5 protein-coding genes are annotated in these 17,790 nt (G+C 49.6%); all 5 read left to right on the plus strand.

Translation table 11 applies throughout. The features are described from left to right. Positions 1 to 76: 76 nt before the first annotated feature. The 5 genes from FU659_RS37425 to FU659_RS21555 all read left to right on the plus strand — a co-directional run bounded on the left by FU659_RS37425 (position 77) and on the right by FU659_RS21555 (position 17,722). A complete protein-coding gene (locus tag FU659_RS37425) occupies positions 77 to 766 on the plus strand; it encodes a response regulator (protein ID WP_261807953.1) in 690 nt (229 codons plus the stop codon). Next, positions 718 to 1,197 carry a bacterial transcriptional activator domain-containing protein gene (locus tag FU659_RS37430; RefSeq protein WP_261807954.1) on the plus strand — a complete coding sequence of 160 codons (480 nt, stop codon included), beginning with the start codon at positions 718 to 720 and terminating at the stop codon, positions 1,195 to 1,197. Before FU659_RS37425 ends, FU659_RS37430 begins: the two co-directional genes overlap by 49 nt. 10 nt (positions 1,198 to 1,207) lie before the next feature. Then, on the plus strand, positions 1,208 to 4,255 hold the full coding sequence (locus FU659_RS21545; RefSeq protein WP_147949434.1) for a hybrid sensor histidine kinase/response regulator: 3,048 nt from the start codon (positions 1,208 to 1,210) through the stop codon (positions 4,253 to 4,255). A 242-nt stretch (positions 4,256 to 4,497) separates the two neighbouring features. Continuing rightward, the gene (locus FU659_RS21550; protein ID WP_147949435.1) at positions 4,498 to 10,089 is read left to right on the plus strand and encodes a hypothetical protein; all 5,592 of its coding nucleotides are present in this window, start codon (positions 4,498 to 4,500) and stop codon (positions 10,087 to 10,089) included. Positions 10,090 to 10,114: 25 nt separating this feature from the next. Further along, positions 10,115 to 17,722 carry an S-layer homology domain-containing protein gene (locus FU659_RS21555; protein WP_147949436.1) on the plus strand — a complete coding sequence of 2,536 codons (7,608 nt, stop codon included), beginning with the start codon at positions 10,115 to 10,117 and terminating at the stop codon, positions 17,720 to 17,722. The last annotated feature ends 68 nt before the right edge of the window (positions 17,723 to 17,790 follow it).

The following is a 17,790-nucleotide window of genomic DNA, read 5'->3' on the forward strand; positions in this document are numbered from 1 at the left end:
ATTTGGCAGGAACCTCCCAGTAAAATGGGTAAGAAATCTATTTTTCTCTACCGAATCAACAAAGGGAGTGAACCAATTGATACGCGTTATGCTTATCGATGATGAAGAAAATGCGCTGGATGTTCTGGAAATTTTACTGCGCGAGATCGATCATGTAACGGTGGTCGGGCGTTTTACGAACCCGTTCCAGGCGCTGGAGGTTCTCGGTGAGCTGCCGGTGGACGTCGTATTTTTGGATATCCAAATGCCGGGCATCCTGGGGATTGAGGTGGCAAGGCAGATCAGAGAGAAGATGCCGCATACCCAGTTTGTGTTTATTACCGCATATTCGGAATATGCAGTGGAAGCGTTCGAAATTCAGTCCGTGGATTATTTATTGAAGCCGTTTACAAAAGAAAGGCTGCAAAACACCGTCTCGCGCTTCGAGAAGCCCTCTTTCGACAAAAGTCCCAGCGAGCTTACGGACGAAGCGCGCGTCTATATGCAATGCTTTGGCGGTTTTAGTATACATATGGCAAGCGGATTGCTCCCGTGGAAAACGAACAAGGAAAAGGAGCTTTGCGCATTTTTGATTCATCACGCAGGGAATCAAGTCGATGCCGCAACGATCATTGAGTCAATCTGGCCGGAATCCGAACTGAATAAAGCGAAAACTTATTTGTACACATGCATTTCGTATTTGCGGAAAAGCTTCCAGGCGAATGGCGTTAAAGCAAAGTGGATAAAATCGGCAGAGGATACGTTGTCAACGTTACAGGAATTATAAGCGATGTAGCGGAGTTTTTAGCCATTGCGGAAAAGGCGGCTTCTGATGAAACGCTGGAAGAGAAGCAGTACGAAAAAATCAACGCATTGCACAAAGGCGAATATTTGCAGGGCTGCGATTTCGATTGGGCGAGGTGGAAGAGGGAGGAACTTAAATCCAAATATATCCGGACGCTGAGAATTGCGTACAGGTATTTTATGAGGACAGGCAACATTCCGCTCGCGGTCGACAGCTTGCAGCGCGTTTTGGCGCTAACTCCCGATTCGGAGAAGGACGGCCGGGATTTGATTCGGCTATACATAAATACGGATAAACGAAACGAGGCTTTAAAAGTATACCGGCAGCTGGATCATGAGGTTCGCGAGAATCTGGGGGTAGAGCTGGAAGAAGAGACGGTACGCCTGTATAAAAGCTTCACTTTATCCGGCTGAGGAGAATGGCATGAAAAAAAAGCTCGTTGCAGCGGCTGTAACGATAGTACTTCTGGTAGTTACATATGGCATTTTATTTCAAATTAATAGGGTTTACGATAAAAATACACCGGTCGCATCCAGTGGTCGTATGGACCTGTCCGGCTGGCGCTTTGACGAAGAAGGGTTTGTTCCGCTTGACGGGGAGTGGGAATTTTATCCGGATATGCTGCTTGGACATGCGGACTCACAATCGGCTTTAGGCACCTTAGTTTCGCCTAAGCTGATTACCGTACCCGGTTCATGGAGCAACCTGATGAATACGCTCGGGATGGCTACCTATAGACTGCAAATCCGCGTGGATGACACCAATCGAATTTACGGACTGAAGACGATGTCCATCCAATTGGCCAATCGCATTATCATCAACGGCACCGTAATCGGCTCTGCGGGAGTGGTGTCGGAAGAGGCGTCATACTCAGCGAATAACAAACCGTATGTAAGTTATTTTACATTGAAGCCGGGCTGGAACGAAATTATCGTTCAAGCGGCCAATTACGAGTATGAGGCCAGCAGCGGCATTGTAAATTCCATTATTCTAGGATACTCTTCACAGATTTCCGGCCTGCGCGACAAGGCGCTTTCACACGATTTGATGTCCATTTGCAGTTTCTTGATCATGGGCCTGTATTTTTCCGGCTTGTATATCCAGCGAAAAAGCGACTATTCTCTTATTGCATTCGGACTTCTATGCATATTCATCACTTTATATTTAGCAACGCATGGAGAAAGATTGCTGGTCATCCTATTCGACTACATCCCGTTTTGGTTATTAATTCGTTTGCAGAACATATCGGTATATGCCACAGGGATCATGAATTTCATTTATGTGTATACGGCTTTCCGTTCATTTTGCTCCAAAAAGCTTGTTTATGCAGGGGTTTCTGTTGGCGTAGGCTTGACGATATTTGGTCTAACCGGTATTAGCTATGGCAAACTATTTCAGTTGCTTACGACAGGATACGGCACGGTTCCTTTTTTTTATGTAACCTATGTGTACGTCCTGGCTGCTTTTCAGCGCGCTGAAGGAAGCAAGTATTTGGTCATGGCCGCCATAGCCTTGAATCAGCATGTGATGATCCAAAATTTAAGCATTTATTCGAATGTACCGGTATATACAATGATCCCTTACGAGGTGTTTCTAGTCATTCTGATGCTTGCCCTGCTGATGTCGCTGCGCTTCTCGAACGCATTCAAAAAGATTGAGCAGCTTTCCATACAACTGCTCAATGCGGATAAACTAAAGGATGATTTTCTTTCGAAAACGTCGCATGAATTTAAGATGCCTTTACAGAGTATCATTACGATTTCCCAATCGATGATCGATGATCGCCGCCAACAATTGCCGTCGGAACAGCAGGAGAAGCTGGAGCTTGTGCTCAGCATCAGCAAGAAGCTGTCGCAGCTCGTTTTGGATATTCTGGATTTATCCAAGCTGAAGCAGGGGGATTTGACCGTACGGCCTGTTTCGATTGATGTACGTTCGACGGTCGACATTGTTCTGCGGATCGTTTCGTTTATGACGGCCGGCAAACCTATACGTTTAATTAACAGCGTGCCAGAAAATTTGCCTAACATGCTTGCAGACGAAAACCGCTTCAGGCAAATTTTGAATAATTTGCTCGATAATGCGGTTAAGCATACGGAAAGCGGATCCATTGAGGTGTCGGCCTCCGAGCAGGACGGAGCTATAGAAATCTCTGTTCAAGATACGGGGGCGGGGATTGATCGGCAGGCTATTGACCTTATTTTTGAACCGTTTAAATCTTTCGAATCCCCGGAGAGCGAGAGCTTCGGTTTAGGTTTGCCCATTGTCAAACAGCTAGTCGAGCTGCAGAACGGCAAAATTTCAGTTTCTTCGGTTAAAGGCGAGGGGACAGTATTTACCTTCAGTCTTCCTTTAGCCGAAAAAAGTGAGGGAGCAAGGACGGTAGACTCGCATGCTATCTACGAACCTGGAAAGGATCCCTACTATTCATTTCCTACTCCTTATTATTCGGAAGGCACAGGCAAACATACAATACTTATCGTGGACGATCATCATGCCAATCTGAAAATATTGATCGACGCGTTTAAGCCGATGGGCTACGACGTCATTGCCGTCAAAAATGGTTTTGAAGCTGTCGCGCAAATCGATAAGCCGAATACGGTCGATCTTGTCGTTCTGGATCTTATGATGCCCGGGATGTCGGGCTTTGAGGTATGCCAGACGATCCGAAAAAAGTACACGCTGCTTGAAATGCCCGTATTGATGGTAACAACGGCAACACAGCCGCAGGATAAGCTCGCTGCTTTTGAGGCGGGGGCGAACGATTTTTTGCCGAAGCCGTTTGATACGATGGAGCTAAAGGCAAGGATCAAGGGTTTATTGCTGATGAAGGATTCGCTCGCCAAGGCGATCGATATGGAAGTGGCGTTTCTGCAGTCGCAGATTAAGCCCCATTTCTTGTATAATGTGCTGAACACGATCGTTGCTTTAAGCTACACGGATGAGGAGAAATCGCGAAAGCTAACGATCGATCTAGCCGACTATTTGCGCGGCAGCTTCCGGTTCAGCAACGTTCAGAAGCGCACTTCCTTCGGGCAGGAACTGAACTTGATCCGGTCTTATATAGAGATCGAAAGGGCAAGATTTAAAGATCGTCTGCAGGTTGAATACGATATTTCGGAGGCGATGTACGGTATCAGCATTCCTCCGCTGCTTATCCAGCCGCTCGTAGAAAATGCCATCCGCCACGGCATAGGAGGCCTGACCGATGGGGGAACGGTAAGAATAACGGCAAATGAAACGGAAAAACATTATTGCTTCCAAATCGAAGACAACGGAGTCGGCATGGAGACCGAGCTGGTCAAGCAACTTCTTGACCAGGAGTCTGCCGCTTTCCAGGGGGTCGGTTTGAAAAATATTATGAAGCGTCTCAAGTACGAGTATAATTCGGAATTAATACTGGACAGCTCTCCCGGAAACGGAACCAAGGTTACGGTTCTGATCCCGGCAGAGAAGATGGGATTCAGCTGAGGCCGACCCAATTGGAAATGTTGATATAAAAACGACAGTCTATTCACGGTGGTGTACCGGAAAAGACTGTCGTTTTTTGTTTGAAAAGAATTTCTTATATCCTGTTCTATTGTAAATTTTACAGCCTCATGTGTCTAAAGACCTATACTTTTTAAGGTTTCTTTAAGGTTCTTTGTCGTATTATGTCTGAGGATGTGGGTCTTATGGATTGTATTTAAGGTTATTAAGGGGGTCTGGTTTTCATGCTTTACAGCAAGATGGCAAGAAGATGGATAGCAAACTTTTTGATTTTTTTCATGTGTATAACGCTGATTCTACCTTGGGATGTTCAGAAGGCAGAGGCAGCAGGCCAGGACTTGCAAGTTTTTTTTGGCAAGGGTGTGCAGCTCGGCAACTTAAGTTATCCTGCCACTAACTCATTTGTAAACTTCACAGGTGAGCCAGAGCACGGCTTTGCGCAAACCACATTTTCAGATAGAGGAAGCGTTTTTGGGGATGGATCGATCAACCCGAAGGGAGATAAGGGGTTTACACTTCGTTTTGAAGTTAACGTAAAGGATAACCCGACCTTGCTTGCTCTTGCTCAAAGCGGGAATGCAGAAGTCGTAGTCGGCTGGAACAAGCTGCGTTTCAATAAATTCGGCTGTTTTCTCGGCTGGTGCAAAACGAGGGTTACTTCTGCCGAATTCAAGATTTATCCCAATGGTACTGATGGCCTCCCTCCTGACCCCAATGACGGTGACGGGGCTGACGAGCCGGAAGGTGGGGAACCAGATCCTGACTATGTCCCGCCTGAGGATGATGGAAGTGGCGACAGTGGCAGCAGCTCTGTTCCGACAGCTTCACCGTCGGGAAGTTTTGCTAACGGCATGACGTCGCTGCTTGCATCGGGACCTGAATTTGTAACGTTGAAAGGCGACTGCCGGGATAGCAGTGGCGTGAATCAAGCAAAGACAGTGGCTATTACGTCGAGAACCGTTATTAAATTCACGGTTAATATAGAGGGGCAAGGGGCCGGAACGGAAGGCGTGTTTGTCAAATTCCAGCAGAACAAGCATCGTCCGAAGTTGACCGGCTACACCTTTAAAGCCAATGGAGCGACCAGAGACAATAAAAACAAAGAAAAAGAGCTTTATGCCAAAAAAGATGAATATTTCAGCCTTGCGTACAACTTCACTGAACCGGTAAGACCAACGTCGGTAAGTTTGATGGGAGACAGCGTCTCATTTCTAAAGCATCCGTTGTTTGTCAATCTGGCGGGCACTCTTTTGCCTGCTGCCGGTCAACAGCAATATTTGCTAAACGAGGACTACAAAACGGCAAATTTCAAGCAAATGAACAATCTGCCTTATACAGATAATTTGGAGTACCGGTATACCGCTGTTAAGTATCACCAGAATGGCAATATTCCGCTTCAACCGTTTATTGAAAGAACCAGTGCGGAGAAATCGGGCTCATCGACTTCGTTTACGATCGATTCGTCTTTGGAGCAGAAGCTGCGAGGGGCTGGCCTTGCCGATGCAGCGGGTAATTTGGTGCAGGATTTCGACGCGCTTAACAAAGCCAGCGATACGAGCAAAAGCTATTTGCGCACTAAAACGGTAAATCCCTTCGATTTTGAACACGGGGGATACCGGGCGATCGTTGATGCGGTGCGCCCTAAATATTCGAAGACAGGCAACGGCATTCAGCCGGAAATATTGACCGGCAGCACCTTGAACAAAAATGACTCGTTTGATTTTACGGTACAGCTGACAGAAGAGGCTGTAGTGAAAACAGGCTGGGACGTGAGGAAAACGTTTCTGCTGATGAATAACGGAATGAAAGCTTATTACGTAACCGGCGAGGGAACGGACAAGTGGGTTTTCCATCTGAGTATTCCCGGTGGCGTAAGCGTAGAGACACCGCTGCTTAAGGCGATTGCCTTGACCAACGATGCAAATATCACCGATACGGCAACTGGTATGCCGAAAGATACGAATGTGCTGCAAGACTATGCGGGGAATCTTCTGATTCAGCCGGCCAACTATAACGGTCTTTTCGTGGATCCAGAGGATGGCCTCGAATCTTCCAACGTCAACTCGAAAATCGACTGGGCCCAGCTCTCGATCGATAATACGAAACCGACGGTCAGCTACCGGTACGAACCCGGAGGAGCAACCGATGCCATGTACAAAAAGAACGGAAAAATGACGATCGATGCCAACGACGCTACGATCATCGTGCCGTCGCTCGATCCGATAGGGCCTGGGGAGGCAAGGCCGAGCAGAGGTATATATCGTCCATCGAATATGACGGGATCCTCTTCGCCGGCGGTCGGGTTAGTTTATTACTGGTGGAGCCAAAGTCAGGTCGATCCTTTTGAAAGCAAAGACGCAGATCATTTCGCTGCCGTTAAAAGATACTCCCTTACCGGCAAACAACCGGGAGAAGATCTTTACCCCGGAGAATTTGCCGATACGAGCTTCAGCGTTGCCAATAACAAAACGAATCTGATTGTACTGCCGGCGGAAGCGCTCGCTGAAGATAAAAGCGGTCCTTGGTATCTGCATACATGGACGGCAGATATGACCTGGGATACGGCACGAGAGCTGATGCAATACGACAAGAAAAAAGCTTACTTACAAGACCCAGCGGGCCAAGTTCAATATGAAGCTTGGAAAGCGGAGGCTCCGGGCGCATCCGAAGCGGATAAAATATTTTATGCCGACAATAAAGTATTAGAAAAAGTAGGGAAATACGGCCTTTGGCCGATGGACGATTTTAAGCATGACGATTCCAACTGGGTCCATAGTGTCGGAACGATCAAGGTAGACAACAAAGCGCCAACGGTTACTCCGACAGGGGTTATTGGTAATAACACATCCGTCGTGCAGTTCCCGTTGACCATAACGGACGAGCACAGTGGTGTCCAAAGCAGCCTGTATCAATGGGTGAAGGTTGGCAGTCAGCCGCAGGATATCAATTGGCAGCCGATTCCGCTTTCGGGCAATAGCGCTACACTAACTACCCAAAATGAAGTTGTTGAAGACGGAGACTATGTTCTGTTTATCAGAGCAACGGACAATGCGGGCAACGTGCGGAACTTCCAGAGCGATCCGATCACCGTCAATTCCTCTTCGCTGATTAACGGAACCTTCGCAACACCTGCTAGTGTCGATAGCGAAGGCAGGCCCGTATATGTAAAAAGCAGTGACGTCGAATTCAAACTCATGGGGGTCGACAATCTTGGTTCGGCAACTGTGACTTCATCGACCTATTCGCCGACAGTAACGCAATCGACCTATGGCGGGATGATGCTTCCAACGGTCACCAACTCGGTGTATGTCGGCTATGCGTTAAGCGGGAGCGCGCTGCGTCCGGCCGAAACGGCCTTCAAAGGCTTTTCGACTTACACGCTGAAGGACGGTGGCCGCCTGTATGTGGTACCGGCAGACCCGATCAAAAACGGCACGCAATATGTTCATATTTTGGCAAAAGTGACTGAAAACGGATTTGAAAAGCAATATTTCTTCTCCAAAGCTTATTATTTTGACAACGAGCCTCCGGTCGTTACGTTCAGTAAAAACAACGCTTCATATCCGCAAGCTTCGCAATCGGTAACCGTAACGGTTGATGAACCTTACAGCAAAGTAGGACTTCAAAAGAAATATCAATGGGTCGTGGACGGACTGCCTGATCCGAACGAAGCGACAGCAGGATGGATCGAATTGCCGGAAGATGGGAAGGCAGTTATCGATGGTGAGAAGGTGCTTAAACTCGGGGAGCAAAAGAACTTCCGGCTGTATGTGTGGGCCAAGGACGGCGCAGGGAATAGCGTACTGACCAAAACGACGGGCGTTTTCGCCATCTCGAGGTCTGAGGATCCCGGCAACCCGCCTGCCGATGTGACATCGGATTTGATTTACTTGTACGGCGACGAAGAGGATGGCTATACCGCTATCGTGCAGCTGGGACTTGCGCAAGATTCCGTGGATAAAGGCGGATACGATTTTTCATTGTCTCCGGATAACGGGATCAGCTGGGTGAAATGGCGGCCGTATACGAATTTTGTCGCTTTAAAGGTAGCAACGAACAAGCCTTCCGATTTGCAGGTTCAAGTAAAGTATAGAACGCCAAGCGGTGTAGTCGGTACGGCTAAAGTGCTGAGTGCGGAAAACATATCCAAAGACCAGCCGGTTTACGCATTAGCAGCTATTAGCAACGAAAGACCGATTAAATCGGAGGTGGGCGCTGATATCGACATTACGGTGCCGCTGGGCATTAAAGTAATGCCATCGGCTGTGAATCCGTCTACGCCTACTCGATCCGGCAACAGGTTTAATGTCAAGCAGAACGGACTGTATGCCTTCGATCTTACGGATATTGCCGATGCCAGCAGAAAAGCGACGCTTTATGCCGTAGTCAAAAATGTGGACGATACGAAGCCGACCGGAACCGTTGAGTATTTGACGACAGGAAAAACGAACGGAAACGTGTCTGTCCAGCTGACCGATCTTTCCAAGCCGGTCACGATTACCAATAATGAAGGGCGTTCGGTATACAAATTTACCCAGAACGGCTCGTTTACTTTCGAATTTAAAGACGAAGCGGGCAATACAAATTCGGTAACGGCGAACGTTTATAACATCGACAAAGAGGTGCCGCAGGTCAAGGTGATTCGCTCTTATGCATACGGCGAGAACAACAGCCAAACGTTCGGCACGATTAAAAATACTGGCGGCAGCGTGCTATTTTCCTCTGGAGTCACATTGACGGTAGAAAAAGCAGACGCAAATGCCAAGGACTTTACCGTAGCGGACGGCAAAACGAGCGCGATGCTGCTGGAGAACGGCACAGTCTCCTTTATGGTTTCCGATCTGTTCGGCAATACGACCATTGTGAAGGAAACAGTAGACAACATCATCTCAGCAGCGCCGAAGGCGGAATCAATAACGTACAGCTTTGTGGACGATGAGGGGAACCCGCTTTCCGATAACAAAATTGTAACGATTAATGGTCAGAAATATGCCCAAGGTAAAGTGAAAGTGACACTCAGTGGCCGGACTCAGGCGCCAAACATGGTATTTGCGGGAGTCACGCCGATTTCGGAGGGCAACCATTATACGAACCAAATCAGCGATGCGGACGGCTCTTTCACATACTCACGCACTTTCTCCGCGGACGGCAATACGTTGGTCGCTCTGTCGGACTTGCTCGGCAATACGAAGAAAGTGCCTGTTGCTATTAAAGGACTGGACAACACGCCTCCGGACATCAACCTGAATTTGTCAACCGTAGGTATCGCCCAAAACAAGCCGAATTTTAACTTCCGAACCGACCTGGGAGGATACGCTGTAAGCGACAACGTATCTGCGGCCGATCAGATTGCGGTTTCCATCAGCGGGCTCGATCTGGGCAAGCTCGGCAGACAAAAGGTAACCTATACCGCAACGGATCAGGTTGGCAATACGGCCGTTGCCTACCAGGACGTTACGGTTGTCGCAAGCGACGGCATGCTTATTTTTGCAGACGATGTGCTTATTTCCGGTTCCAGCAACGAATCGGCCTTGTTCAACCGCAATACGCTCACCTTCCATATAACGAATTATAATGTCATGGAAGTTGGCGGACAAAATCGGATCAACGAATGGGGCACTTACGACCTGTTGGTTCAGCAGGGGCTGTATCGCGAAGGGCAAATGAAATATATCGCAACGAAAATTTCCTACAGCGACTTGGTGAACGGCAAGTTCAAGGTCACTTTACCGGATACGGGCTGGTATACGATTATCGTAAAAAATCAGGAACGGGAACGCGAGTATTCGACTTTCTTTATCGGCAAAAAGGAATAGCGTTTGAGGATAGGAGGCAGTTCATTTGAAGCTGGTCAGAAAGACACTTGTACTATTGCTGGCACTCATCATTATCGCAAGCTCGAATTTCCAGGTGGCTTCCGTCCTTGCGGCGGAGCTTAACGCGCCCAAGGTAACGGTGCTGCAAAACGATTTTATTAAAGTTACCGTCGATAACGCCACAGGGCGGTACGGCATAAGAACGGTGGAAGGGCAGCCGATTCGGAAAAAGGATCAGAACGTCGATATGCTATTCCGTGGCGACGATCCAGAAACGTCCTTCACGACCTTTCGGATTGACGGAACCGACTATATTTTCGGCAATCCTTACAAGTTTGCCGCCAATTTTTTCTCGGAGATTACACCGCCACGTATTGTGGCAAATACGAATGGATCCAAGCAGATCGAAACGGTATGGACGATCAAGGGCGTTGAGATCAAGCAAATTCTTATGCTCTATGCCGACACGTCGGACAAGAAAAATGTAGGCAACGTAAACATCCGTTATGAGGTTGTCAACAGAAGCGGAGCAAAGGTGCAGCTGGGCTCCCGTATTCTGCTCGATACGATGGTCGGAGGCAACGACGGGCCCGAGTTCCAAATCGGAACCGGCTATAAGGTTCCTCTGTCGGTCGAAAGAAAGTTGGTTCACGAGCCGGATTCGAGTATATCGGAAGAGGATAAGGCTTATTACAAGCTTCCGCCTTATTGGGTCATGCGCGATAAGCTCAATCTGTCGGATCCGCAGGCTACCAACGTGATCGCTTACGGTTTTAACAACTTTGCGGAGCAAAATATCAATATTGTTGATGAAATGATCGTGGGCCATTGGAACGGTCTGGCGAACACGAAGTGGGATTATACCCCGAATCCGAATCTCGATTTTACGAGAGATACGAACGATTACGGCACGGCGGATTCGGCGGTAGCATTATATTGGCAGCCGAAGCCAATCGCGAGCCAGGCGAAGCAAACATTTGAAACCGTCTATGGACTTGGCGAAATCATCGCGCCGGATAAAGTCTTTTCCATCCGATTTATGGATACGCCTCAGCAATTGGCTACTTTGAGCGACAATAGCGATTATGCGGGCGAAGGCATATTTGATATGAACGCGGAGCTTGAAAACCTTGCTTCTTTTAATATGGAGCAATCATACATTGAGGCTGAGCTGACTCTGGATAGTGGTCTTAATTTCGTTAAGCTGGACGACCAGGGACGGATCGTGCGCGATGCGAACGGCAAGGCGCTTACGGAATCATACCGCAGCAAAAAAATGGTATTCCGTAAACCGGCCACACCGGCGGAAGCGGAGTTGGGCATTATCCCGAAATTCAAACCCGGCGATACCGTCACAGCTTCGTTCAAAGTCCAAGCGAAGGGCAAGCCTTGGCCAACTACCAAGCAGTACATGATGACGGTAAGGAGTCCGGAAACGGAGGCCAAGCTGCAGGGACAAACAGATGAAGGGATTAAAGCTCAGTACGAATCGAATAAATCGAATTTCATTTTATTGCCGGCCATCGGGAATGCGGTGCCGACGTATGTGTTTGGCATGTCACCCAAAGAGACGTACAGCACCGACGTCAAATATTTGGCCGTGAATCTATCGAATATTGAAGCCTACAATCCAGGCAACGAGACAACCGAGCCTAACTTCGACTTGTTCCTCAAGGAGAAAGTTACGGGCAAACGCTATAAGGTGCCGGTCAAAAGTTCGGTCATTTTGCAGCCGACCGATGACGGGTTCTCGGGAGATATGCGCATTACATACAGAGGCGGGGACCTGGTTGACAGCAAGGGTACCGTCATTCAGGCAGGTCTCGGGCCGGAGCTTCCGCTCGGCCAATACCAGGTTGAAATTATTTATAAAGGCGACACCGGCGGCGACGCGGAAATCGCGTCGATGTACAGCATAACGACCAATCAAACATTCGCCGTATCGGATGACGACAGCAACCGGATCCGGGAAGCGAAAATTATGGCTGTCTACAAGCAAAAATTCGACTTGAGCCATGCGCCGATCTCGCTGAACGGAAGTTTGCTGGAGGAGCTGAACAGCGCATTTCCGGGGGCGCCTTTTAAACCCGGAATGAATTTGGCTGATGCTGTAGCCGTTTATAAGGCTGCTAAGTTATTTCTGGGCGCTGCTACCAAGGCTTTGGACCCGGAATTCGATAACGTCGCCTATAACGATATGCAGACATTAAAAGAAGTGCCTGTTTATCATTATCGCTTGTTTGAATCGGATGAAGCGATGGAGGAGTTTTTTAAAGAAGAAGATCGGGAGAAGCTTGTCGACATCCGCGGGATGATCAAGCAGGCAGGCACCGGAGCCGATCAGCAGGTCATCGTCGATACGAAAACCGAGCCGGCCATCATTAACGGAGCCGTCGCGTATAAAGGCAAGGATATGGTATTTACGCGAGGCAAGCTGGACATCTTCGGAGTCAAACAAAAGGTGAACGGTTACGACAGGATGCCTTTCTTCGACACGTTGTTTGTGAAGGGGGACGGGACGCTCAGTGTGGCCAGCAGCGGTTTTGTGTTCCACAAAGGGGAATGGACGCTCGATTTCTTCAACGGCTTTGAGAAAACGCTCGGCGAAGGATATACCATTCCGCAGGCGGAGTATCCGAAGAAAAAAGGCAATGAGGAAGACGACAGCTTAAACGGCAGCTTAAAATGGGCTTCGGGAGCGCTTGGAGACAGGTTGAATCCGTTCAAGCAACTGATGGTCCAGCTTGTCTATTTTAACAAGCATAGCTTGTTTTCCGTACCGAACTTTACATTTTCAGGCTTCGGCGTTTCCTTTAACGATTTTATTTTAAGACCCGGCGGCGTTTCCTTCGGCGGTACGATTTCTTTGAAAATATTAAACGCCGAAGTGAAGAACGTCGTGTTTAACGATAAGGGATTCGTCGGTATCGATGCCGCGCTCAAGTTCGATTTAAACGAAGAACTGGGCTTGATCGGACCGAAAAAAGAGGGCGGGGATGCCAAGAAAGAACCGGAGGGACCGAAGAAGCCAAGCGGTGAAATCGACATCACGCATTATGTGCAGCCGGTCGATGGCGTTTCCAACACATACGGCTTGAAATTCGATGCCCAGCTAAAAAGTATGACGGAGATAGGGGCAGAAATTGCCTTCAAGAAGGTTGATGACGGCAGGATTTTGCCGGATGTGCTTGCGTTTAAAGCTTCCCTTAACAATCCCGGCATACTCATTACCGGCGCGACTTATTTAACGGGTGTGCGGGGAGCGCTGCGCGAACTGGCCGATACGATTGCCGGCGGCACCAAGGACGATCCGTTCCCGTTAGTCATCGAAGCCGGCATCAGCTTGCGGTTTGGGATTGCGCCTGCTTATCATTATGGCGACATTGATCTGACGTTAAAACGGACCGGTATTAAGCTGGAAGGAAAGCTTGGCTTTTCGACCAAAAGCAATGCGAGTAAAGACGATTTAATTCCGATGTTGACTCAGGCGCTTATTGAAGCCCAGTGGGTGACTCCGTGGTTCGTGCGCTTGCAGGCTGAAGTGGACATTGGAGGCTGGGATGTCATTGTTGGACGAGTCGGGATTTTTGTCGGGCAAAACCTGGAGAAACACCGAACCGATTTTGAGGGCTACATCGGCGCGAAGATCCAAATCCCGAGCTCGGTCCCTGTTGTCGGCGGGATGCCGCTGTCCAGCGTCTTTTTCGGATTAAATAACGATAAAATTTGGGGAAGCGTAGGCATTTTGTTTATTTCCCTTGGCGTTACGTACTATTGGGGCGGCGGGGTCGAATTCGGCACCTCTGGCGAGCAGCTCCCCGAAGGCTTTACCCACTTGCTCATCAATGATCCGGAACGCGGTCCGCGTCTGCTCGTCGTCGGGCAAGGGGTGAAGACGGTGGCCACATCGTGGGTCGAAGCGGAGAAAGAAACACACGAGATCGTATACCGTGACGCTGCTCCAGGCGTGCAAGTCTTAGATAATGGCGCAATGAATATCGGAATCGGCGGCATCACAGTGAAAAACAGCGGACGCTTGCACGAAATTCCGACAAGCGGGGTGTCAGGCAATGCCATTATTGAAGTGGAATACACCGATAAAGACATGCCTAGTTTAACGCTCAAGGATTCGGCCGGAAAGCTGTATCCGATCGTTATCGACAACACGAACACGAATCCGGCGGCTACCGCATTTACACAGATCATCCCTGCCGCTCAATCGAGCGATCAGGTGGATCACCAGAAGGCGTTTATCGTTGTTCCGCAGGATAAAATCAAAAACAGCGGCACATGGACGCTGACATCCACATCTGCCGTACAAACCAGACTGCTTAGCGTTCCGACGCTGCCGCAGCTGAACAACGTCAGCTTGACGAAGAATAGCGGAAATGCGAATACATTTACGGCAAGCTGGTCGGTAAACAATGCCAAGGCGGGAGATACCGTTAATCTGTACTTGACCAAGGATGCCGTAACTGGAGCCAAGACGAAGCTTGAAAACGGTCAAGAAGTGCTTGAGCCGGGTGAACCCGGTATGCTGCTTGCCAAAGACATCCCCGTAGCCGAAGGCGGCGGAGTGTCGGGGGCAACGACTAGCGGCAGCAAGGTCATCGACGTCACGAAGGTCAATATGATGGGAGCCGATGAGGACATTCGCGGACTGCTGCAGCAAGGCAGCTATTATTTGCGGGCCGAGCTCAAGTCTGATAGCGCGTTCGGCACCAAGACATCGGCTGAGAAATTCGACATCGTCGATCCTCTGGCTCCACAGGAGGTTAAAGATGTCTCCATCGTGCCTGCGGGCAACGGATATTTCGAGCTGAGTTTTAGACCGGCGCCGAAAAAGCCGGCTCTACAGAATTTCGAGCATAGCTATGTCATTAACGCGATGCAGGAACAGGACGGTAAGTTGACGTCTTATCCGAATTTCGGTGAGCTAATGTTTACCGAAGCGGAGCTGGCAAGTCATTGGAATGCCGCAACAGGCAAATACGAAGGCATTAAGATAGGCGGTTGGACGGCGACGACAACTAGCGCCAACGTCGATCTCAAAAGCTTGAACAGCGCCGCTGTGGATCCGAAAGATATCAAATATACCGGCTTACAGGTGGGGCAAGAGTATATCGTAGGCGTTTCGCCTGTCGTCAAGCCTTCTAAGGAAGTCGATAAAAACGAGAATTATCATTATGCCGCCAGAATGGACAGCGTGAGGAAGCTGCTGCCGGTGCCGGCCAAACCGGTGCTTGAGACTAGCAGGGAAAAGCTTGGCGCGCCTCAACCGAAAATCGATCTATTGACCAATCATGTCACGCAGCAAAACATCCAGCTGTTTTCTGATCAGCAGGATGTTACTGTGGAAGCTTACTATGACAATCAGTTGATCGGCAAGACGGCACTACAGAACGATGGAACCGGCAGCCATGGCACATTGCAGTTGACTCCGTTTACGACGGACGGTACTTACGCAATCGAGCTGCTTGCCACCAATACGAAAACGAAAGATTACAAGGTCAAAATGCTTTACCTGACCGTGGATACGATCGCTCCCGTGCTGTACTTGGACGAGCCGTTAACGGGGGCAAGAACGAGCGGCGGGAAAATTCATTTTTCCGGGAGAACTTCAAACGACGCCGCACTTAAAGTGATCGAGAACGAGAAAGAAACGACGCTTCATGTGGCGGATAACGGACGATTCTCAGGGGACATCAAGGTGGAATCGACCGATCCGACCGTACAGCTCACCGTGAAGGCACGGGACGGAGCTGGCAATGAAAATACGGCCATCGTGTCGATTACAAACGACCAGTTTCATGTTCCTGCAGGGCTCGTGATTAAGCAGCTGCCGGTCATGAAGCCAGGAGACAGCGCGAAGCTGGAAGCTAATCTGCGTGTATCCGACGGCAAAAATGCGCAGGGTAAGCCGAAGTTCAAGGAGATTCCGCTTTCGGCCGATAAAGTCAACTATTCCATGTTGTCAGGGGAAGCGGCACAACTGAACGCCGACGGCAAGACGATCACCGCGCTTTCCAGAGGTGCCAGCCTTGTTCAGGCGGAATATCAGGTTGCCGAAGGAGTTACACTGCAAGCGGTGGCGGCGGCAACTGTAGAAGTTCCCGCACCAACGGTACTCGGCAGTATTCAAGCCAGTACTTCGGCAATCGGAAACGACAATTCCCATACGAAGTTGACTGTGAGCGGTGCAGGGGAAATGCTCGGATTCCAGCTTGTATATAAAGTGTTTTCCAAAGGTACGGGTGCAGCGCAGCCTGCACTTAATCAAGATATAAGCTCTTGGAGCTTCCTGCCACAAGACGGGATCGTTTCCGCACAATCGGGCGACAGCATCGTGGTGGCGAAGCGGACCTCTTCGGGCAAGCTGGCCGTAGCTGCAGCGACAATGTCTGCTAACGTTTGGCAGCCGCAGCTTGGCGGCTTTGGTGGTGGCGGCGGATTTATTCCGGTCACGACCGCTTCCGAAATCATCATCGGCCAGCAGCGCATTAGCGCCGTGAAAAAAGACGACGTGGTTGTAGCAGATATTGATGCGAAACATGTGGATGCCTCCGGCACCAAGGATATCGTGATCGCTTCCGAGGATCGCACGGCCAAGGGCTTTACATTCCATCTGGATAAGGAAATTGGTCGGCAGGCGATCGGCAAACAACGCAATATCGTCATCCAAGTACCTTTGGCTGAGCTTGTTTTGACGCCGAAGATGCTGGCAAATATGAAAGACAATCTGGAAGTTCATATTTTTAGAAACTTAAGCGATGAGCTTGACGACCTGGGAAGGCTGGCAGGCAGTCTGGACTCCACCTTGCTCGCCGGCGGCCAGGGTGTATCGATCAAGACCAACATCCCTGCAGCCGACTGGAATGCTTATGCGGCCACCCGTATCCCGCTTCCGGATTCGCTTAAACCGGGAGATATCACTGCGGTTGTGCTGAAAAGTCCGGACGGCGCTTGGACACCGGTGCCGTGGAAGCTGAATACGGCAGGCAATATGGCCTCTGTCGACGTCCAATTGACCGGAGAAGGCAATCTCGTATTTATCCGGAACGCGAAAACGTTCGGGGACGTACAGAATAGCTTCTGGGGGAAAGAGGCCATCAGCAAAGCGGCAGCCAAATTGTTTGTGCTCGGCAAGGCGGAGGATCGCTTCGAGCCGGAAAGCCGCATTACGCGGGCCGAATATCCGACGATTCTGCTGCGTGTAGCAGGCATGATGAACAAGAAGGCTGAAGCTGAATTTACGGATATCGCTTCAGAAGATTGGTACAACCGCAGCGTGGGAGTTGCAGCGCGAATGGGTATCGTCAACGGTCTAGCTGACGGAAGCTTTGCTCCTCAGTCGACCGTGTCGAGAATGGAAGCGATGACGATGGCGGGAAGATTGCTTGAAGCGCTGGGCCGCAGCCAAAAGATGTCGGAAGACGAGTCGGACAAGGTGCTCGGAGCCTTCGCGGACGGAGCATCCGTTCCCGACTGGGCTAAAATACCAGTTGCGATCTGCATCCAAAACGGAATCATTGAAGGGGACAACAACTACGTGAATCCGTTGAACGAACTGACAAGGGCTCAGGCAGCGGCGATCGCGATCAGACTCGATGCGTGGCTTGCAAGCCGTAAATAACGAAAAGATACCGACACAAGTCTTTATGGCCTGTGCCGGTATCTCTTATTAAGAGGTAGACAACCGGA

Source organism: Paenibacillus sp. N3.4 (genome assembly GCF_008017805.1).
Classification (GTDB): domain Bacteria; phylum Bacillota; class Bacilli; order Paenibacillales; family NBRC-103111; genus Paenibacillus_E.

Bases quoted from the DNA above. Each gene is read 5' to 3' on its own strand.
- FU659_RS21545 (WP_147949434.1), top strand. From the start codon at position 1,208: ATGAAAAAAAAGCTCGTTGCAGCGGCTGTAACGATAGTACTTCTGGTA.
- FU659_RS21550 (WP_147949435.1), top strand. From the start codon at position 4,498: ATGCTTTACAGCAAGATGGCAAGAAGATGGATAGCAAACTTTTTGATT.